Origin of the sequence: Cytobacillus sp. Bac17 (assembly GCF_024519925.1) — a bacterium.
GTDB lineage: Bacteria > Bacillota > Bacilli > Bacillales > Cytobacillaceae > Cytobacillus > Cytobacillus pseudoceanisediminis.
Genome location: NZ_JALJRC010000007.1, coordinates 1 through 20,795 on the forward strand (window position 1 = coordinate 1; position 20,795 = coordinate 20,795).

At 44.6% G+C, this 20,795-nt stretch carries 20 protein-coding genes and 1 other annotated feature; of the genes, 16 read left to right on the forward strand and 4 right to left on the reverse strand.

Features of this window, described 5'->3' with window-relative positions; translation table 11 throughout:
• Window positions 1–210: 210 nt before the first annotated feature.
• Window positions 211–942, reverse strand: coding sequence for a LytR/AlgR family response regulator transcription factor (locus NR125_RS10945; protein WP_009335032.1), 732 nt, complete (start codon window positions 940–942; stop codon window positions 211–213).
• Complete coding sequence (locus tag NR125_RS10950; RefSeq protein WP_009335031.1) at window positions 911–2,680, reverse strand: sensor histidine kinase; 1,770 nt, start codon at window positions 2,678–2,680, stop codon at window positions 911–913. Before NR125_RS10950 ends, NR125_RS10945 begins: the two co-directional genes overlap by 32 nt.
• Window positions 2,681–2,868: 188 nt before the next feature.
• Between NR125_RS10950 and NR125_RS10955 the strand changes: the two genes are divergently transcribed.
• The 7 genes from NR125_RS10955 (at window position 2,869) to NR125_RS10985 (ending at window position 8,895) form a co-directional block, all read left to right on the forward strand.
• Complete coding sequence (locus NR125_RS10955; protein ID WP_019382613.1) at window positions 2,869–3,279, forward strand: GNAT family N-acetyltransferase; 411 nt, start codon at window positions 2,869–2,871, stop codon at window positions 3,277–3,279.
• 58 nt (window positions 3,280–3,337) lie between these two features.
• Window positions 3,338–4,159, forward strand: a complete 822-nt coding sequence (locus NR125_RS10960) for a DUF2268 domain-containing putative Zn-dependent protease (protein WP_009335029.1) — start codon at window positions 3,338–3,340, stop codon at window positions 4,157–4,159.
• Complete coding sequence (locus NR125_RS10965) at window positions 4,160–4,792, forward strand: NUDIX hydrolase (RefSeq protein ID WP_009335028.1); 633 nt, start codon at window positions 4,160–4,162, stop codon at window positions 4,790–4,792.
• Between the two features lie 17 nt (window positions 4,793–4,809).
• A complete protein-coding gene (locus NR125_RS10970) occupies window positions 4,810–5,376 on the forward strand; it encodes a hypothetical protein (protein WP_019382611.1) in 567 nt (188 codons plus the stop codon).
• Window positions 5,377–5,434: 58 nt separating this feature from the next.
• Complete coding sequence (map, locus tag NR125_RS10975) at window positions 5,435–6,175, forward strand: type I methionyl aminopeptidase (protein WP_009335026.1); 741 nt, start codon at window positions 5,435–5,437, stop codon at window positions 6,173–6,175.
• Window positions 6,176–6,308: 133 nt separating this feature from the next.
• Window positions 6,309–6,516: a binding site (T-box leader), on the forward strand.
• A 48-nt stretch (window positions 6,517–6,564) separates the two neighbouring features.
• Window positions 6,565–7,821: a tyrosine--tRNA ligase gene (gene tyrS / locus NR125_RS10980; RefSeq protein WP_019382610.1), complete on the forward strand. Its 1,257-nt coding sequence runs from the start codon at window positions 6,565–6,567 to the stop codon at window positions 7,819–7,821.
• Between the two features lie 78 nt (window positions 7,822–7,899).
• Window positions 7,900–8,895: a zinc-binding dehydrogenase gene (locus NR125_RS10985; protein WP_019382609.1), complete on the forward strand. Its 996-nt coding sequence runs from the start codon at window positions 7,900–7,902 to the stop codon at window positions 8,893–8,895.
• Window positions 8,896–9,005: 110 nt separating this feature from the next.
• On the opposite strand, the gene NR125_RS10990 is transcribed toward NR125_RS10985, so the two are convergent.
• Window positions 9,006–10,046, reverse strand: a complete 1,041-nt coding sequence (locus tag NR125_RS10990; RefSeq protein WP_019382608.1) for a lactonase family protein — start codon at window positions 10,044–10,046, stop codon at window positions 9,006–9,008.
• Window positions 10,047–10,171: 125 nt separating this feature from the next.
• On the opposite strand from NR125_RS10990, the gene NR125_RS10995 reads away from it, so the two are divergent.
• The 9 genes from NR125_RS10995 to NR125_RS11035 all read left to right on the forward strand — a co-directional run bounded on the left by NR125_RS10995 (window position 10,172) and on the right by NR125_RS11035 (window position 19,314).
• Window positions 10,172–10,936 (forward strand): hypothetical protein, encoded by a 765-nt coding sequence (locus NR125_RS10995; protein ID WP_026041772.1) that lies wholly within the window; start codon window positions 10,172–10,174, stop codon window positions 10,934–10,936.
• 147 nt (window positions 10,937–11,083) lie between these two features.
• Window positions 11,084–11,380 (forward strand): hypothetical protein, encoded by a 297-nt coding sequence (locus tag NR125_RS11000; RefSeq protein ID WP_009335021.1) that lies wholly within the window; start codon window positions 11,084–11,086, stop codon window positions 11,378–11,380.
• A gap of 120 nt (window positions 11,381–11,500) precedes the next feature.
• On the forward strand, window positions 11,501–12,316 hold the full coding sequence (locus NR125_RS11005) for an STAS domain-containing protein (RefSeq protein ID WP_009335020.1): 816 nt from the start codon (window positions 11,501–11,503) through the stop codon (window positions 12,314–12,316).
• Between the two features lie 153 nt (window positions 12,317–12,469).
• The gene (gene mtnK / locus NR125_RS11010) at window positions 12,470–13,693 is read left to right on the forward strand and encodes an S-methyl-5-thioribose kinase (protein ID WP_009335019.1); all 1,224 of its coding nucleotides are present in this window, start codon (window positions 12,470–12,472) and stop codon (window positions 13,691–13,693) included.
• Between the two features lie 13 nt (window positions 13,694–13,706).
• Window positions 13,707–14,768, forward strand: coding sequence for an S-methyl-5-thioribose-1-phosphate isomerase (gene mtnA / locus NR125_RS11015; protein ID WP_019382605.1), 1,062 nt, complete (start codon window positions 13,707–13,709; stop codon window positions 14,766–14,768).
• A 395-nt stretch (window positions 14,769–15,163) separates the two neighbouring features.
• Window positions 15,164–16,435 (forward strand): S8 family peptidase, encoded by a 1,272-nt coding sequence (locus tag NR125_RS11020; RefSeq protein WP_009335017.1) that lies wholly within the window; start codon window positions 15,164–15,166, stop codon window positions 16,433–16,435.
• Between the two features lie 205 nt (window positions 16,436–16,640).
• Window positions 16,641–17,429, forward strand: a complete 789-nt coding sequence (locus NR125_RS11025) for a class II aldolase/adducin family protein (protein ID WP_256815384.1) — start codon at window positions 16,641–16,643, stop codon at window positions 17,427–17,429.
• A gap of 101 nt (window positions 17,430–17,530) precedes the next feature.
• Complete coding sequence (locus tag NR125_RS11030; RefSeq protein WP_009335014.1) at window positions 17,531–18,865, forward strand: CoA-disulfide reductase; 1,335 nt, start codon at window positions 17,531–17,533, stop codon at window positions 18,863–18,865.
• An 89-nt stretch (window positions 18,866–18,954) separates the two neighbouring features.
• A complete protein-coding gene (locus NR125_RS11035) occupies window positions 18,955–19,314 on the forward strand; it encodes a VOC family protein (RefSeq protein WP_009335012.1) in 360 nt (119 codons plus the stop codon).
• Between the two features lie 39 nt (window positions 19,315–19,353).
• On the opposite strand, the gene NR125_RS11040 is transcribed toward NR125_RS11035, so the two are convergent.
• On the reverse strand, window positions 19,354–20,562 hold the full coding sequence (locus NR125_RS11040; RefSeq protein ID WP_256815324.1) for an MFS transporter: 1,209 nt from the start codon (window positions 20,560–20,562) through the stop codon (window positions 19,354–19,356).
• Window positions 20,563–20,795 lie beyond the last annotated feature (233 nt).

Here is a 20,795-nt window from a genome sequence, read left to right on the forward strand (position 1 = left end):
CTCCCAGATAAGCGCAAACAGACACAAGAACAGCGCGAAACCGAAGCAGAAGAGCGCAATCCCCATCGATTCTGGCGCAATTCCCAATAAAAGAGCCCAAACCCGATTTCAGAACCCCCCTCAGAAAAGCAATCAATCTCTGAATCACTGCAATCCCCCTCAAAAACTTCCCCCCACAAAAAACAAAAAGGCACCGTCACCGATGCATTTTCACAATTCCAATCGCACCCGCAGTGCCTTCACATAGTTCCGGCTCACAGACAGAAGTTCTTCCCGGCCTTCCATCTCAAGCTGGTATGCCCCGTTGAACCAGGGGGTGAGTCGTGTGACATAATCCAGATTCACCAGATAGCTTTTATGAATCCGGAAAAAGCTAAAGGGAAGCAGCCGGCTCTCCAAATCTTTCAGCGGGGTTTTAGTTTCATGCTCACCGGTTCTGGTTATAATTCTGGATACTTTTTCATCCCGGTAGATATAGAGGATTTCTTTTGGCTCCAAGTAAAGTATTTCCCCATCTTCTTCAACAGCCAGCTTGCCGGCGGGCTTGCTGGTGTCATTTTCTTTTTTGGCACCAATCAATTTTTCCACTCGCCTGATGGTCTGTTCGAGCTGCTCCTCGTCGTAGGGCTTCAGTAAATAATCGGTTGCTTCATAGCGGAAGGCTTCAGCAGCAAACTGCGGGTAGGCGGTTGCAAAGATAATGAGCGGCACCTTTTTTAGCTCCTGCAATGATTTGGCAGCTTCCATCCCGTTCATCCTGGGCATCTCCACATCAAGGAAAACGACGTCCGGCTGAAGCTGGATGGCTTTCATCACGGCCGCTTCGCCAGATTCAGCCTCGCCGACAACCTGGATAGCAGGAAACTCCTCGAGTAAATGCTTTAATTCATCTCTGCTGTATCGTTCGTCATCAGCGATTAAAATTCGGATCGTTTTTTCCATCAGTTTTTTCCTCCGTTTGCGGAATGGCGAATTGTATGTCAGTGCCGAAGCCTGGAGTGCTGGCAATTTGCAGCGAAGCTTCCTCACCAAACATCATGGTCAGCCGGCGGTTTACATTGTACAATGCAAGTCCGGAGCCCGATTCTGACTGCAGGGTTTCTTTGCCGAGCTGTTCGGCTCTTTCCCGGCTCATTCCCTGTCCATTATCCTTCACTTTTACTAACGTCATTCCATCCTGTTTCTGAATTTTGATCATAATGATACAGTCCTGTTCCTTGTTCTTAATCCCATGCTTTACGGCATTTTCCACAATCGGCTGCAGAGTGAGCGGCGGGATTCTTTCCAAAAGGGCATCTTCATCAATGTCGTATATAACTTCGAGCCGATCCACAAACCGGGTTTCTTCAATTGACAGATAGGCCTTTACATGTCTGAGCTCCTGTTCAAGGGTCGTACAGCTGACTGTTGTGGCCGTCAGATTTTGCCGCAGAAAATGAGATAAGGAAACGAGCAATTTCCTTGCCTGGGCAGGCTCGATCCGCACAAGGGAAATAATCGTATTTAATGAATTAAATAAAAAATGCGGTGATATTTGCGCCTGCAGTGCTTTAATTTCAGCTTCCTTTGCCAGCTGGTAGGCTTTATCAGCCTCAGCGATTTCGAGCTGATTGCTGAGCAGTACACTTAGCCCGGAAATTAGCTCCATCACGAGATTAGTCATTTCTTTTTCCGAAGTGAAGTAAAACTTCAGCGTTCCGATGGTTTCGCCGCGCAGCTTTAAAGGAGCGACAATGGCTGCGCCAAGAGGACAGTTTTCCTGCCGGCAGTGAATGGTCTGGTCATTGGCAACCACAATTTCCCCGTTTTGAATGACATCCCGTGTTATCTGGGTCTGGATCGGGCTTCCGGAGCGGTGGTGGTCATTTCCAAGGCCGACATGGGCAAGGATTTCGGTGTGATTGGTGATTGCAACTGCTTTCATCTGGAGTTCCTTATGTAAAATCAGGCAGACTGCCAGTGCGGACTTATGATTAATCCCTTCACGAAGGTGTGCAAGCGTCTGGTCAGCAATCCGAAGTGTTTTCTGTGCATGAAAAGCTCCTGCTTTTTCTTCTTCGTTTATGACATTTTTTATGATCAGTAAAAATAGGGCACTGCCAAGACCATTTGCTATAATCATGGGAATTCCAATCATTTCGACTAGCGCAACCGCTTTTTCTATAGGCCGTGACATACCGAGAATAATCAGCATCTGTACGGCTTCAGCCGTAGCACCGATGAAGAATGCCGACGATAGCTTCACATGTTCATTTTTCCGGCGGAAAAATCCGGCAAGTAGCCCCGCCACTATCGACGCCAAACCGCAGGCAATCCCGGTAAAGCCGCCAAGCGTAAATCGGTGGAATCCTGCTATAATTCCTGCCCCAACTCCTACTTTAGGACCGCCAAGCAATCCGGCGAGCACAACCCCGATCACCCTGGAATTGGCAATGGCTTCATCTGTAGCAAGTTCGGATGCCCAGCGGTTAAACTGCAGTGTGTCCGTATTGAAGGCCAGCCCTGAATAGGTTCCAATGATGCCAAAGAAGCCGAAAAAAAGAATGGCTTTATACTCCTGCTGCCGTTTTAATCTTTCGCCATAAATCATCTCTCTGAAAAAGCGGAACCTTGTCAGAATCAGCGCAATGGTGACAATGATTCCAAGCCGCTCCAGCATCGTAATCAGCAGTTCCAGCATCCTCAGAACCCCTTTAACCAAGTTAGTTAACATTATTCTAATGGATTAAAGAGTAAATGAAAAATAACCCGTTTGAATTTTTCAAAAAAATGTACAGGCTTTTCCTGCATATTTGTCGAAAATTAATTGATTAAAAGGTCAGGAGGATTTTTGGATGCTTCTTTCTGATAGAAATTGGAGCTGATAAAATGATCAAATATGCAGTGGATCCAGAAGGAATATCAGCAGATATGCTGGACGGTTTTTTTGATGGGTGGCAAAATCCGCCGAGCCCTGAAAAGCATCTGAAGCTTCTAAAAAACAGCACGAAAATCGTGCTTGCCATTGACCGTGATAAACATGCAGTGGTTGGGTTCATCACAGCAATCAGCGATGGAGTGCTATCAGCCTACATTCCGCTGCTTGAAGTACTGCCTGATTATCAGCAGCAGGGAATCGGTCAAAAGCTGGTCACCCGCATGCTGGAAGAGCTGGACGGTATTTATATGATCGATATTATGTGTGACCCTGAATTACAGCCGTTTTATGAAAAGTTCGGAATGATTAAATCATCCGGAATGGTGCAGCGGAATTATCAGAACCAATCAGGAAAGCAGTGACAGGGGATGGCGGAAGATGAGTATCCCTTCTGCTTACCTCTAATAAGGAGGACTTTCTATGAAGTACACCCTCAATCAAATTACACCTGAAGAACTAATTGAAAACCGGATAAACCTAAAGGGCTTCCTTCAATCTCAGATCAGTCCCTTAATCGGCAGGAAATCCTGGATGCAGGACTGGGAACAGCTCGCCAAAAGATTTCAGCTATTTGCATTTGCAGCTTTGCCAGAAGCGGAGGCTCTTAAATACAGCTGGAATCCTAAGGAAATCGAAGCGATCGTTGAAGAAACGTGCAAAGAAGCTGAGAGCCATCTTCACTTTGAAAGCCTAACCATAACAATCGTTCCAGCACTTCCTTTCCCATGGTTTCAGAGTTTTGATCAATCCATGTGGACAAATGGCTACACAATAGGTCCAGATACCATCATTATAGCTATTCCCCCACAGCCGGACACCGACTTTTTAAACTATATGATTGCCCATGAGCTCCATCATGCTTCCCCTGAAAATCCGATCTACAATCTTACATTGGAAACCTTTACTCTCGCGGACTGGTATAAAATGGAGGGGGGCGCCGAGTATTTCAGTCTTTCGCTTTATAAGGATAAACGCTGGTGGAAGAAGGAATTTACTGAGGAAATCGAGCAGAATTATATAGAAATTGCCCGGCAAAACCTGAGTACAGCAGACGATGTCTTAAAAAGCAAAATCTGTTTTGGCAATAAAGAGATGGGAATCCCGGTATTTGCCGGCTATTCTTTTGCTTATAAAATGGTAAGGCATTATGCGGAGCAGGAGAAGATTGAGAGGTATCGGGATTTATATCAGGCAGACCCGCATGAAATATTTAATAGCTATATAATCAAGGAGGCCATTTAATTGGAAACAGAACTTCTGAATATATTTGATGATAACCGAAAACAAATCGGTGTCGCATCTCGTAAAGAGGTCCATAAACAAGGCCACTGGCATGAAACGTTCCATTGCTGGTTCGTCAGCAGGGAAAAAGATCAGGATTATATTTATTTTCAATACCGCAGCAAGGAGAAAAAGGATTACCCTGGCCTTTTGGATATAACTGCTGCTGGCCACCTCTTAAGCCATGAATCTGTCATGGACGGCATGAGAGAAGTGGAGGAAGAACTGGGGATTCATGTTGATTTTGCGGACTTGGTGCCACTGGGCGTCATTGATTACATAGCAGAGAAAGAAAATTTTATCGACAAAGAACTGGCCCACGTTTTCCTGTATCACAGCAATTATTCCTTAGAAGAGTTTAGCCCGCAGCCTGAAGAGGTTACTGGGATATACCAGATTGCAATGGAGGAGTTTTATGGACTGTGGTTTGGCGGAAAAGAACTCATTGAGGCAGAAGGATTCCAGGTGGATAATGGCATAAGAATCCCCAACTCCATAAATGTAAGGAAAACGGACTTTGTCCCGCATCAGGATTACTATTATAAGCGTGTGCTGCATTCGATGCGTGAACAGATTGTTCAATCAAAGGTATGATTGAAGGGAAGAAGACAATGAGAAAGGTGTTCTTCATACTTTTTGCGCTTTTGCTGGCAGGGGGTTCATCATCATTCGCAACAAAATGGCTTGAACTTAATCCCGAAATGGTCGAATCCCGCTCACAAGTTATTGTGCTGGGAACATATAATTTTAAAAGCAAACAAAAATCAAGCAAGGGGAATTTTTACGGAAGGCAGTTTCAAGTCGAGAAAGTATATAAAGGAAAAGCAACAGAAACCATCACGGCAGGCATTGATGTTTACGATAAAGGATGGGCTGAGGAATATCAGCAGGATGGAGGCAAGTTCCTGTTATTTTTGGAGAAAACAAAGGAAGCCCGCTTTCTTGTTCCCGTTGCCGGTCCCAATGGAATGGTCCAAGTGCAGGATGGCAGAATTTTATCAGGTCATGAGGGTTTTTACGGAAAAATACTGAGCGGTGAAGCAAGAACACCAAGTCGTGCAGAATCTAATAATGATGGAGGACATCTGCTCGAAGCATTGCTGTTTTCCTTAACAGGCCTTATCACTTTCCTGTTGATTATTAGGTTTTTAGCAACAGAAAAGGCGAAATCTTATTAAGCACGCCACATTTAGATTATAATAGAGAAATAACAACTATTGAAAAGGCAGGATTCTTATGATTGTAAAAAATGAAGAAGAATTAGCAAAACTGAAGGAAATCGGCAGAATTGTCGCGGAGATCCGCGATGAGATGATTGAAAAAACTAAGCCAGGTGTAACAACCAAGGAGCTTGATGACTTAGCCGGAGAGCTTTTTGAAAAGCACGGAGCGATTTCAGGCCCTAAAGGAGAATACGATTTTCCAGGCTTCACATGCATAAGCGTGAATGAAGAAGTGGCCCATGGCATTCCTGGAAGCCGGGTGATTAAAGAGGGCGATCTTGTAAATATTGATGTTTCAGGATCAAAAGATGGCTACTTCGCAGACACAGGCCTATCATTTGTCGTTGGTGAAGACGAGAAACTGCAAAAATTATGTGATGCGGCTCAGGAGGCATTCGATGAAGGACTGAAAAAATTAAAGCCGGGCGGCAAGCTGAGCCTTGTCGGAAAGACAGTTCACAAGGTTGCCAAAAACAATGGATTCAACGTTATCATGAATCTGACTGGACACGGTGTCGGCCGCTCCCTTCATGAAAAGCCGGACCATATCCTGAACTATTTTGATCCATGGGATAAACAGCTGTTAAGAGAAGGCATGGTTGTTGCCTTTGAGCCTTTTATCTCAAGCGGTGATGAAGAAGTAAGGGAAATGAGCGACGGCTGGACGTTCGTTACACCTAACAAAAGCCATGTCGCTCAATGTGAACACACCGTTGTCATCACAAAAGAAGGACCGATTATCTTAACGAAATAACCATGGACCAGGGGCATTGCATGTTCCTGGTTTTTATATAGTATTACGGTTGAAAAACCTTCATCTAATATTGCTTGAGAAAAAACACTTGAACAATGTCCTCCATTCCGCTAAAATAATAAAAATTTCAAATTTAAACGTAATGACAGAAACAAGTAGCTGCTTATCTCCCTGTTTTAGAGAGCTGATGCCTGGTGAAAATCAGCACAAAGATAACAGTGAATTACCTTCTTGAACTTTCTCTGTGAACAGGAGTAGCAGGGAACGGCACGGGCCGTTAATCCGCTGAGTGGAAGAGCAATCTTCAAAAAGGGTGGTACCGCGTTAGCCACGTCCCTTTCTTTAGGGGCGTGGTTTTTTGTATTCCGATAATAGAAAGGATAGGGGACATGGGGGATTTTTTTGGAAAATTAACAGCCCAGCAAAAACACGAAACAGAGAGGCAGCTGGAGGTATACCGCAATGGTGTCCAGGATATTCTGCCTGAAGCAGAGCTAAAGAATAAAATAGCCAAGTCCATTTTTCAAAACCAGCCTTTAAAAATTAAGCTGGGGCTTGATCCTTCTGCACCGGATGTCCATATCGGCCATACGGTTGTGCTGAATAAACTAAAGCAGTTCCAGGACAATGGCCATATCATCCAGCTGATTATTGGCGATTTTACCGGAAAAATTGGCGACCCGACAGGCAAATCCGCAGCCCGAAACCAGCTCACCGATGAAGAGGTGAAACGTAATGCCAAAACATACTTCGAGCAATTCAGCAAAGTGCTGGACATGAATAAGGTCGATCTTCACTACAACTCAGCATGGCTTTCGGATCTCCAGCTTGAAGACGTCATCCGCCTGTCTGCCAGCATAACAGTTGCCCGCCTGCTGGAACGCAATGACTTTTCAGAGCGCCTGTCCACAGGCAAACCGATCTCTCTTCATGAATTTTTCTACCCGCTGATGCAGGGATATGACTCGGTTGTACTCGAAAGCGATATCGAGCTTGGCGGGAATGATCAGCACTTCAATGTCCTGATGGGACGCCATCTGCAGGAGCATTTCCAAAAAGAAAAGCAGGTGGTCATCCTGATGCCGCTCCTTGAAGGCCTGGATGGCAAAGAGAAAATGTCCAAATCAAAAAACAATTACATTGGTGTCGATGAAGATCCCAATAATATGTACGGCAAAACCATGTCCATCCCGGATGAGCTGATTCCAAAATACTTCAATCTCGCAACAGATCTGCCAGTAAAAGAAAAACAGCAAATCGCAGAGGGGCTCGAAAACGGCACACTTCATCCGCGTGACGCCAAAATGCTTTTAGGTAAAACAATCGTCCGCATGTACCATGGCACAGGTGAAGCCGATAAAGCCGAACTGCATTTCAAAACTATTTTCCAAAAGGGAGCCATGCCGGATGAGATCCCGGAAGCCGAATGGAAGGGTGAAGGTGAAGTCCTCATTACAGACCTGCTTGCCGGCCTCGGCCTGCTTTCCTCCAAAACGGAAGCCAGAAAAATGATTGCGGGCGGCGGCATCCGTTTAAACGGACAGAAAGTCGGCGATGTTCAGATGCTCGTGAAAATCACAGACGGATTAGTTCTGCAGGCAGGCAAAAGAAAATTTGTGAAACTAAGGCTTAGCAGTGCAAAGTAGGCATATCGCTTTTTCCTCCTGGCACTTTCAAGATATGATAGAATAGACGAAATTTTTAAAGAAAAGCAGGTGAAGGAAATGAAAGCGATCATTCATGAAGGAGTAGCAGGCCGCGCGGGATTATCTTATGGTGAACTGGAAAAGTCCGATCCGGGTAACGGCGAGGTGAGGGTGAAATTAAAAACGGCAGGCTTGAATCATCGTGATTTATTTGTCCTGAACCGCCACAAGCCAGAAGATCCTGCGCTTGTCATCGGTTCAGACGGAGCGGGAGTCATAGACTCAGTCGGAGAAGGCGTTACACACGTGAAGCCAGGTGATGAGGTCATCATCAATCCCGGACTGGGATGGAAGGAAAAGAGCGATGCACCGCCAGCAGGCTTTGAAATCGTCGGCTTGCCGTTTCATGGCACATTCGCCGAATATATCACCATTCCTGCTGAAAACACAGCACCCAAGCCGGCGTATTTAACCTGGGAGGAAGCGGGCGTCCTATCCCTGTCTGCACTAACCGCCTACAGAGCATTGTTCACAAGAGGAAAGCTTCAGTCAGGCATGAAGGTGTTCATTCCAGGGATTGGAGGAGGAGTTGCAACCTTCTTAATGCAATTTGCAAAAGCAGCGGGAGCAACCGTTTACGCAGCTTCCCGTTCGGAGGAAAAATGTCAGAGAGCACTTGAACTCGGTGCGGATAAAGCCCTGAACAGCAGTGAAGACTGGAATGGAGTCCTTGGCGGGGAAAAAGTGGATCTTGTCATTGAATCAGTTGGCCCTGCGACATTCAATAAATCGCTCGAAATCCTGCGTAATGGCGGCACCATCGTAACATTTGGCTCCTCCACAGGAGATCAGCTGGAACTAAATCTCCGCAGCCTTTTTTATGCCCAGCAAAACCTGCTTGGCTCAACAATGGGTAGCGCGGAGGAATACCATGAAATGCTCCAGTTTATTGAAAAGCATCAAATCAGGCCGGTATTGGATCAGGCGCTTCCGCTGGAAGAATTCGAGAAAGCTTTTGACAGACTCGATAACGCAGAACAATGGGGGAAGATTGCTTTTAAAATTAGTGTATAAAAAAGGGGTGAGATTCTGCGAAAAGCAGTGTCTCACCCTGTTTCTTCCTGTCTAGCTCCAGAGCCTGCCCCCTCGAGGTGCCGGGGGCGGGCAAGGCTCTTTCGCTTTTCTTACACATGTAAAAACTTCACACAAACCGGATCCGGAACCATAACATCAGATTGAAGTAATGAAAGCTTCCCGGTATTCTCATCACGGGAATACAAAACAATATTGCTGGAATTCTGGTTGGAGCCAATCAAAAATTTCTCGGTTGGATCAAGCACAAAGTCGCGCGGCCAGTTTCCTTCTGTGGAGGTATGCTCCACAAAAGCAAGCTCTCCATTATCGGGATTGACGGAGAACACCGCAATGCTGTCGTGTCCGCGGTTGCCGGCATAAATGAAGCGGCCGTCTGAAGAAATATGAATGGCGCTTCCCTGGTTATTTTCCGTAAAACCTTCCGGAATCGTGGAAATAGCCTGCTTTTGAACTAAGCTTCCATCCTCATGGTACTGAAGCAAAAGAACCTCTGAGCTAAACTCAGTCATTACATAGGCGTACCTTCCATTTGGGTGGAACACAAGGTGTCTCGGACCGCAGCCCGGCTTTACAGACAGGATGCTTTTTTCCTTCAGAATTCCATCATTCACTTCATACGTAATCACCTGGTCCGTTCCCAGGTCAACTGCAACTAAATATTTTTCGTCCGGAGTAAGTCCTGCATAGTGAGTATGCGGTTTTTCCTGCCTGCTGTCAGGTCCGGATCCGCTATGTTCAATTACCGAAACGGCAGGGTTTAGAGAGCCGTCTTCATTTGTTAAGTAGGACTCCACTGTCCCTTTATGGTAGTTTGCACTGAAAACATTTCGGACAGATGTATCGACACTGACGTGGCAAGGAGGAGAGCCATCTGCCACCTGGCTGTTGATTTTCTCAAGTGAACCGCAGCTGTCCAAACGATAGGCAGCTACTCCGCCGGATTCGCCTTCCTTGGCAACCGAGTATAAAAATTGATTATCCTGGCTGATTGTTAAATAAGTGGGATTATCCAGTTTTGCTGCCGTTTTCACATCGGAAATTCTGCCTGCTTCTGCATCCAGAACAAATGAATAAATCCCTTCACTTTCACCCTTTGTGTATGTTCCTATGTATCCTCTGTACTTGGCCATATGAAGCCTCCTTTAAATGCTTTCTTCTAAAATTACTCTATCATACATAGCGGTTCAAACAAAAGGAAGAGGAATTTTACAATCGACAAAGAATAGTAAAATGGTATATATACGAAAGGATGATTATGTTGAACGCACCCCATTCGATTTTGTCAGTTTGGAAAAAATTTGATCGCTTTCCGATGGAGACCCTGACAAAAGCATGGTTTTACGATAAAGCCGGCATTAAAAAGCAGCGGGAGGTTTCCTTAATGAAGGAGCACCATGATCAGTATGGCATTACCGGAAACTGTTTTGACCTGGCGATCTGGCTTCTTCATGAATTTAAGCAGGCTGGAATCGATGCCTATCCGGTTGGCCACGAATTGAAAACATCTTCAGCCCATGCAGCAGTGGTGGCAGTGGATGAAGAGGGGCGCCGCTTTCTATGTGACCTGGGCGACCAATGGCTGCAGCCCATATTAATTGATCCGGAGGCAAGAGACTTTACGCCGGAAAAAGTAAGCGGATTTTTCCCGGCAGCAGATGTTCAGGTCTCATCTGAAGACGGACAGCTGGAAATTGCTTATCACCGCCCAAACGGAAAAATATCGCGGCAGAGTTATGATACGGATCCGGCAGCCATGAACATTTTCCTGGAAGCAGCTGAACGATCTCAGAACACTATTTATCCAAAGGCATTGCTGGAACAGCGGATTCCCTATAAAAATGAAACCGCCCATTGGGAATTTTATAATTGGGAAAGCTTCCTCAGTACAACAGAAGGCCTGTATCATGACTCTCCTGTGGATACTATTGAAGAATGGTCTGCCCGGATTCATGAAAAGACAGGGTATGATAAGGAATTTTTAATTGAAGCATTGGGCTTCTATAAGAAGCTGGGAGATTGAAAAACTGATGCTGGTTGAGAATCTTTTTATCTGAATGTCACTCAAAAACTGGATTCGCTCATAAGATCTGACTTTCGCCCATAAACACAAAAAATCACTCAAAACATCTCAAGCTTGCCCATAACGCCAGGAACTAAAGGAGCTGCCATGTACATAAAACTCTATCAATATCATATCCGCCCGGAAAACGAACAGGAACTGATGCTGCTCCAGCGGAAAGCCGGTCATATCTACCGGAATTACATCGATGTTCAGACCAAAATGTTAAAAAACAAGATAGATGAGACAAAGTGGACAGAAATCAGTTTTTTTAAGTCGGAAGAAGACTATCAAAACAAGCTGCCGCTGATTAACAGCAATGCCGACATTCAGGAGCTTTACAGAAGGTTTGAATCTCTGCTGATCAGCGAAATAAAGGAAGAAGATTATGAGGAATGGCTTTAAAACCATAGTTAATGACTCTTCCTCTTAAGGAAATCCTCCTATTTATTCTCCATTCTGTTATTTTGAAGATATAGTAGGATATAATCGAAGCAGGACATAAGAGAGGGGATATACATACAGATGGAGCCTATTCGAAAAGTTTCAGCGTATCTTACTCAAAATGCGGAGGTATTATCAGAAGAGATTGTTGCAGAAATCGTAAGCCGGTTTGGTTTCGAAATTCCCAAACAGGAAATTGATGCGGCCGTTTCGATGTATGTTGAGTTTATAAATTATCTGGGAGTCATGATTGCTAACAGCGAAAATCGGGTTCCTGAAGGACTGGTCGAGTGGAGTAAAGGAAACGGCGAACGGGCTGCCTCCCTGGGAGGAAAAATTTCCGATATAGTCACCCGATATCCGGACACCCGCATTGTTTTTACTGATAGATTACGTAATATAGGGATGGAATTTGAGTTAACAGCGGATGAAGTTATTTCTATTGTGAAAAAAGTAAACTACATACTCGACATCAGCATTAATGAAACCGTATTTGCTTTTGAACGGCACTCGGAGGAACAATTAAAGGAGACCCAATCCCAGGTAAATGAACTGTCTGCTGCCATTGTACCGATTCAGGACAGCATTGCCATTCTGCCGTTGATCGGCAGCATAGACTACGACAGAGCACAAATCATCATTGAGAAAACAGTCCCGCGGGTAAGCCAGCTGGGAATTGAAACCTTAATTATCGACTTTTCCGGCACGGTGAATATAGATATTGAAATCGCCAAGCACATCTTTGATATCCGGAATATCCTCCTGCTGATCGGTGTCAACACCATTGCCACAGGTGTCAGACCGGATTTGGCAAAGAAAGCCGTTACCCTTGGCATTGACTTATCATCCCTTGAAGTATATTCGAACGTCCTGCAGGCGATTAGAAGCATTAAATAAATTAAATGATTGAAGCTGCTGAAGCGGCTTCTTTTTATATAAAAAAATATTGTCGAACCCCCACTCCCATGATAGTATTTAGATATTTTCAAATATATTAAATTCACAAAACATAGCTACTATCAAAAAAGATTCGTATTGGAGGCTTTTTGCATGACTGTTTTTACATCCGCCTATTTTACAATGACTGAACAGGAAGCCATTGAATATGCCAAAACAAGACTGAATTATTTTGCTCCAGATGCCGAATTGGACTGCAGGGAAATTGGCGATGGCAATTTAAACTATGTGTTCAAGCTGACGGACCATAAACACAATAAGTCTCTGATCATCAAGCAGGCTGGTCCGGTTGCCAGAATCTCTGATGAATTTAAGCTGTCTCCTGACCGCAACCGCATTGAATACGAAATTCTGGATCTGCAAAACAAACTCGCTCCAGGTTTTGTGCCAAAAGTGTTTAGCTACGATCCCATTATGAACTGTACCGCGATGGAGGATCTGTCTGATTATACCATCATGAGAACAGCCTTAATGCGGCATGAAAAATTCCCGCTGTTTGCTGACCATATCTCGACTTTCCTGGTAAATACCCTTTTGCTTACTTCCGATGTTGTAATGGGGCATAAGGAAAAGAAAGAGCTGGTCCAAAAATTCACCAACCCGGAATTATGCGAAATTTCAGAGGACCTCGTCTTCACAGAACCGTTTTACGATTGTCCGAGAAATGAAGTGTTTGAAGGCACCAGGGAATTTGCCAAAAGGGAAATATGGGAAGACCCGAAGCTTCAGCTTGAAACTGCAAAGCTTAAATTCGAGTTTATGACCCATGCCCAGTCCCTTCTGCATGGCGATCTGCACACAGGCTCGATTTTTGTAAAAGAAGATTCTACTAAAATCATTGATCCCGAATTCGCATTCTGCGGCCCTGCCGGCTACGATGTCGGCAACGTGATCGCCAACCTGATTTTCGCCTATGTGAACGCGAAATATACAATGGCAGATGGTGAAGAAAGACAGGTTCAGCTGGAATATCTCGAAAATACAATAGAAGATATTATCGACTTGTTCAAAAAGAAATTCCTCCGGGCATGGGAGGAGAAAGCAACTGAGCAAACAGCCCGTTATGATGGGTTTAAAGAATATTATCTGGATGCAGTCCTGCGTGACACAGCAGCTGTCACGGGACTTGAACTGTGCAGAAGAATTATCGGGCTGGCATCTGTCAAGGATGTCACTTCCATTGAAGAATACAGCAGCAGAGCTGCAGCGGAAAAGATTTGTCTGGCAGCCGGAAAAATGTTTATTATGGATAGGGAATCTTTTAAAACAGGTGAGGATTTTGTACGTATTCTAAAAGACTGTGAAAAAAGGTTCTAAAGGAGGCAGCATGATGGGAAAACCAGTGGATGTCATCCAGTCTGTCAGATTGGATGATGAAAACGACACGCTCATTCTATTAGATCAAACAGTTCTGCCGAATGAAAAGAACTTTTTGCATTTGAAAGAATTAAAGGATATATGGGAAGCAATCTATCATTTGAAGGTCCGGGGTGCACCTGCCATTGGAATAGCGGCGGCTTACGGTGTCTATTTGGGCACAAAGCAATCAGCAGCAGTAAGCTATGAAGAACTTTATATGGATTTTAAAAAGGCGAAGGAATACCTGGCGTCATCACGGCCAACTGCAGTTAATCTGTTTTGGGCGCTCGACCGCATGGAAGCCCGTTTCCTGAAGGAAGAAGGCAAAGCTGCAGCCGAAATAAAGCAAGCCCTAAAAGTGGAAGCAGAAAAAATACGGGCTGAGGATGAAAAGGTTTGCGAGTCGATTGGACAGCACGCGCTTTCTGTACTTGAGCCTGGTTGGGGTATTCTGACACACTGCAATGCAGGTACGATTGCCACCGCTAAATATGGAACAGCTCTTGCTCCGATTTATTTAGGCCAGGAAAAGGGATATGATTTTAAAGTATACGCTGATGAAACCCGCCCGCTTTTGCAGGGGGCCCGCCTGACAGCATGGGAGCTCGAAGAAGCAGGTGTCGATGTTACGCTGATCTGTGACAATATGGCCAGCATCGTAATGAAAGAAGGCAAGATTCAAGCGGTACTTGTCGGCTGTGACCGCGTGGCAGCCAATGGGGATGCAGCCAATAAGATTGGAACTTCTGGCGTTGCGATTCTCGCAAAACATTACAAAATACCTTTTTATGTTTGTGCCCCTCTGTCAACAGTCGATCTCGCATGCAAAACAGGGGACGATATCCATATTGAATTAAGAGATTCAGAAGAAATTACTTCTAAATGGTACGAAAAGCCGATGGCGCCAGAAGGTGTACAAACCTATAACCCCGCATTCGATGTCACAGATCATGATTTGATTACAGGCATTATTACGGAGAATGGCATAGCTTATGCACCGTTTACTGAAAGTCTGTCTAAGATGTTTAAATAGGAAGAATTCCGCCTCCTGGCCAAGTGGTCAGGGGGCATTTTCATGCTTCCACTTCTATTCTTTATATCTTTAAAGCGTTTAACTAGGAAAATATCCCTGATTCCGATAAAAATAGAGTGTAATTTAACTCTTTTCATCAATCAAAAGTACTATTTTATTTGGGGTAATCCTATAGTTTATGGAAAAATTATGAAGTAATTACCATTCAGATAGTAGAAAGTATTTGTAAACCCTCCAAAATACCTGATACTTTTTAAGAAACTATGTTTCTGTACCTGATTCTAAAGTATGAGAATTAAATAATTTAGCATATTGTTAGAGTCTGAATATTTTAAATATACTTTAAATACAACAAGAACCGACAGAAAAAATATAGATTCGAGAGGAGAAAAAGGATGAAGAAAAAAAGGGCATTAGGAGCAGCACTTCTAAGTATGACAATGGGTTTATCAGTTTTTACAGCGGGGGCATTTGCAAAAGAACCAGAGACTCAAAACGAAACCTACCGGGTATTGATCCAGGGGCCGTCAAACGCTAAAGCTTCTGTGAATTCACAGGTGGACAAGCGCTGGGATTTTGGCAGTGATGGCATGACTGCTGAAGTCAATGCAAAGCAATACCAGGCATTGCTCAAAAATAAGAACTTAAAGATTGAAAAGGTAAGCGAAGTTACTCTTGATACTGCCAGAACGGAAGTGTCCAAGAAAGATTCGGTTTCTATTCAGGCAGCGGGATATCCTAGTGATCAGACACCATGGGGAATTGCTTCCATCTATAATAACAGCAGCATTACCAGTACGTCAGGCGGAAGCGGCATTAAGGTTGCTGTTCTTGATACAGGCGTTCATACAAGCCATATTGACCTGGAAGGCTCTGCAGAGCAATGTAAGGATTTCACTCAATCCAGCCCGATTGTAAATGGCTCATGTACTGATCGTCAGGGACATGGTACACATGTAGCTGGGACGGTTTTAGCACATGGGGGATACGACGGCCAGGGAATCTATGGAGTAGCTCCACAGGCGAAATTATGGGCATACAAGGTACTTGGCGATAATGGCTCAGGCTACTCAGATGATATTGCAGCAGCAATCCGCCACGTTGCGGACGAAGCATCCCGCACAGGATCAAAAGTAGTCATCAATATGTCACTTGGTTCAAGCGGCAAAGATTCTCTAATCAGCAGTGCGGTTGATTATGCCTACAGCAAAGGTGTCCTTGTTGTTGCCGCAGCAGGAAATTCCGGATACAGCGCTAATACAATCGGCTATCCTGGAGCATTAAAGAATGCGATTGCAGTTGCAGCCCTTGAAAACGTCCAGCAAAACGGTACATACCGTGTAGCCAACTTCTCGTCCCGCGGAAATCCTAGCACTGACGGTGACTATGTCATTCAGGAAAAAGACGTGGAAGTGTCTGCACCGGGAGCAAGCATCGAGTCTACATGGTATAACGGAGGCTATAACACGATCAGCGGAACATCCATGGCTACACCTCACGTAGCTGGCCTTGCAGCAAAAATTTGGTCATCCAGCCCATCCATGAGCCATACTCAGCTTCGCACAGAGCTTCAAAACCGTGCCAAGCAATATGACATTAAAGGCGGATACGGAGCAGCAGCTGGTGATGACTATGCATCAGGCTTTGGATATCCCCGCGTGAAATAAGCAATCAGCAACATACCCCCGAAGAACCGTCCGATCCTCTGATCGGGCGGTTTTTTTTAGTAGAATGAATCTCCTCGAATTACATAATATTTCCGCGGAAATGATCATATTTTAGCGAAAAATGAAAACTTGTAAAAATTGCTGATGCAAATCACTTTTGAATATACAATAGGGAGTGGATGTAAATAGAAGGGAGCTGACAGCCATGGCTGTTCAAAATACATATATAAGCGATCGGGAAGCAAAGGAACTGATCTGTGAAATCGGCAAAAGAGTGTACAATAAAAGCTTCGTTGCAGCAAACGACGGAAATATCTCCATTAAGGTGGGCGACCATGAACTCTGGACAACACCAACTGGAGTAAGCAAAGGATTTATGACCCCTGAAATGATGGTCAAAATGGATCTTTCAGGCAACGTGCTAGAGGGCAATCTGAAGCCTTCTTCCGAAGTGAAGATGCACCTCAGAGTGTATCAGGAAAACCCTGAAGCAAAGGCAGTTGTCCATGCCCATCCGCCTGTCGCCACTTCGTTTGCCATAGCCGGAATCAGCCTGGAAAAACCTGTATCACCGGAAGCGATAGTCCTGCTTGGCAAAGTGCCGGTTGCCCCGTATGCCACTCCGGGCACACAGGAAGTTCCTGATTCAATTGCCCCATACTGCAGGGATTACAATGCCGTTCTTCTTGCCAACCATGGCGCCCTAACCTGGGGCAGGGACATCACAGAGGCCTATTTTCGAATGGAATCACTGGAACACTATGCACTCATGCTGATGTATTCAGAACACATCATGCAGAAGTCAAACGAACTAAGCACAGGACAAATTGCAGATTTGATCTCAATCCGTGAGGAAATGGGCATTAAAACAGGCGGAATACCGGTTCCTGGCAATGATAAGAATATCCGGACAGCTCCCGGTCTGCAAGAAGAAATGATCGAAAGCATTGTTCAAAAAGTAACCGAAGAAGTCTTGAAAAACGTTTTAAAATAGCCGAAGTGGGATAGCTATAAGGGTATAGTAATGTTGTATAATTTCAACCTTTTAACGAAACCTATCTTGAATACCTTATTGAAACGCGAGGAGAGATTCCGATGAAACTGCTGGTCATTGGCGGGGTGGCTGCAAGTATGTCAGCCGCATCAAAATTAAGGAGAATGGATGAAAAAGCTGAAATTACCGTCTACGAAAAAGGCAAGTTTTTATCTTACGGTGCCTGCGGTCTTCCTTATTATATATCTGGAGAAAATGATGATTACCGAAAAATGATCGCAAGAACACAGGAGCAATTTTCTGAGAGGAACATCAAAACACATCTTCAGCATGAAGTGTTAAAAGTGGATACAAGCAAGAAGGAAGTAACTGTTAAAGACCTTGCATCAGGAGAAATGTTTACGGATACATACGATAAGCTGATGATCGGAACAGGCACGTTTCCCATCATGCCTCCATTTCCTGGAGCTGATCTTGAGAATGTTCAGGTGCTGAAAACAATGGAAGATGGGATGGTATTAAAAGAAATTTCCCGCAAATCAGAAGTGAAAGATGTTGTCATTGTTGGCGGAGGCTATATTGGAATCGAAGTGGTCGAAGCGATGAAAACCCTCGGCAAAAATGTGCGTGTCATTGAAATGGGAGAGAGAATCCTGGCTCCTTTCGATAAGGAAATAACAGATATCGCTGAAAAAGAAATTCGTGATCACGGTGTAGAATTGAATCTGGGAGAAAAGGTAGAGAGCTTCAGCGGCAATGGGAAAGTGGAGAGTGTGAAAACGGATAAAGGAACTTATAAAGCTGATTTAGTGCTTGTTGCTGTAGGTGTAAAACCTGCTACCAAGTTTCTGGAAGGTTCGGGTATAGAGCTGGCGGAAAATGGAGCCATCATCATCGACCGTGAAATGCGGACAAATATTGAAGGTGTTTATGCAGCGGGGGACTGCGCTCAGGTTTATCACAAAGTGCTTGAAGAAAATGATTATATCCCGCTGGGAACAAACGCGAATAAATGCGGCCGCCTGGCTGGGGCCAATATAGCCGGCAGCCATGAAAACTATGTGGGAACTCTGGGAAGCGCCGCGATTAAAATTTTTAATATGGAGCTTGGAAGAACGGGACTTTCCGAGGAAGATGCAAAGAAGCTTGGCGTCAGCTATACAACTGAATTTGTGAAAGCCGCAGATCATCCAAGCTATTACCCGAATCAGACCCCTATCTGGATCAAGCTGATCTGTGAAAAAGGAACAAACCGAATCCTCGGAGCCCACGCCATCGGCAATAAAGGGGCGGTCCTCCGAATCGATGTATTTGCCGTTGCCATCCATAATAATATGGCAGCAGAAGAACTTGGCATGGTGGATCTTTGTTATGCCCCGCCTTTTGCGGGTGTCTGGGATGCTGTCCATATCGCAAGCAACGCAGCGAAAAAATAGATTAAAGTCAGCGGAAACGCTGGCTTTTTAGTTTTCTCAGGAGGTTTTTGCAAGAAGATGTTGAATATTGTCCATATAAAATCCCTTTTATGGAGGCTGAAATGTTTACAAGAATCGATACAGTCTTTCTGCAGGTAATTGATTTCGGAAAAGCCATTGAATGGTATAGCACTGTGCTTGGCTTCCCGGTAAGATGGAGGGATGACCAGGGAGGGTATGCAGCCTTGGAAATCGGGGAAACACCTTTAACCCTTGTCCGTTCTGAAAAAGTAATTCCTTCCTCTCATATGCCATTTAACTTTTATGTTTCCGATATTGTTGAAGCACATCAGCATCTGGCAGGGCATAAGGTGAAAGCCGGCCCAATCCAGGATGATGGAACGGTAAAGTGGTTTGAGTTTGAAGACCCTGACGGCAATAAGCTGGGCGTATGCCATTTTAAAGAATAAGGAAAAAGCTGCCTCACTTTATGGCAGCTTTTTCAGTTATCAATAAGAATCCTTCGCAAGCTTGGGATGGCGATTCATCGCTCCGAGCAGAATCAGCCCGCTCAGGATGAGGAGTAAGCTTGTGACAACGAAGACTGCAGAAAAACCCAGATAGCCGGAGATAAAACCGCCGATGACCGGACCGATAATGTTGCCGAAGAAGCGGAGGCTAGTGTTGTAGCCGAGCACTTCACCTTGCATGGCAACCGGGGCTTCCTGGCGGATATAAGCGATCCGGACAGGGATGATGCCCCCGATGGTTATTCCAAGCGCAAAGCGGACAAGTACAAGCTGCCACATGTTTGAGACAAATCCTCCCGGCAGATAAAACACGCCTGCGAGGAAGAGGAGAATAACCAATGTTTTTATATAGCCATGCTGGTCCCCGATTTTTCCCCATTGCCTGGCCATCAGCAGATTGCCAAGCCCTGCAGCCGAAAAGGCAATTCCCGCAAAGAACGCCAGATTTTCAGGTCCATGCAATTCACTGACATATAAAGATAATATAGGCTGAATGCTGAAGTGTGCGATTTGAACAAGCGTTGAGATCAGCATAACTGTCAGCAAAACGGGGTTGCTGATAATATGCTGGATGACTGCCTTGCTTGAATACCGCGTTTTCTCGCCCTTTTTTGTTTGGACTTTGTGTTCTTTTGTAAAAAAGACAAGAAAGGCAGAAACAAAGATGGCGATGGAGGTCCATTTAAAGGTATCTGAAAAACCGAATAAATCAGCTAGGACTCCGCCGAGAAGGGGGCCCATCAATGAACCTGTAATGCTTCCGGTCTGCAGTGTCCCCATCACCCTGCCGGCAATTTCCTTCGGAGTCTGTGTGGATATAAACGCCTGGGACATTCCGATGAAGCCGGTAAAAATCCCTGTAAACAGTCTGAGAAAAAACAGCTGCCAGACGTTTGTCACGTACCCCATCAGGAATATGGATATGCCCATCCCGATTCCGGACAGTATCAATATTTTCCTGCGCCCAAAAAGGTCCCCGATTCTTCCCCACACAGGAGAAAAAAGAAATGCAGTCACAAATGTGATCGCAAATGTCCACCCTGACCAATGCTGTACATAAGTTGGAGAGTAGTCGCCAAAACTTTCTATATATAACGAAATAAAGGGAAGCACCATCGTCATGCTGCCTGCCACAAAGAAATTGGCAAACCACATGATCATTAGATTTCTTTTCGTCTGTTTTATCATATTTGAAACACTTCTTTCCGGTAAACATTTCGTTTCCCTAAATATATAATACTAAAAATTTCTAAAAAGAGGAAGGGTTATGCTATCAATCTAATTTTTATATATCCTGATAACCATGATAAAAACGGCTTTTTTAAGGAAAGGCCGAATTTTCTATGACATTTTTACCAGAGTCCGTGAAAAAAACATTGTCTTATAACAGTATTTATTCTATAATTCCTAATAGGAAAAAG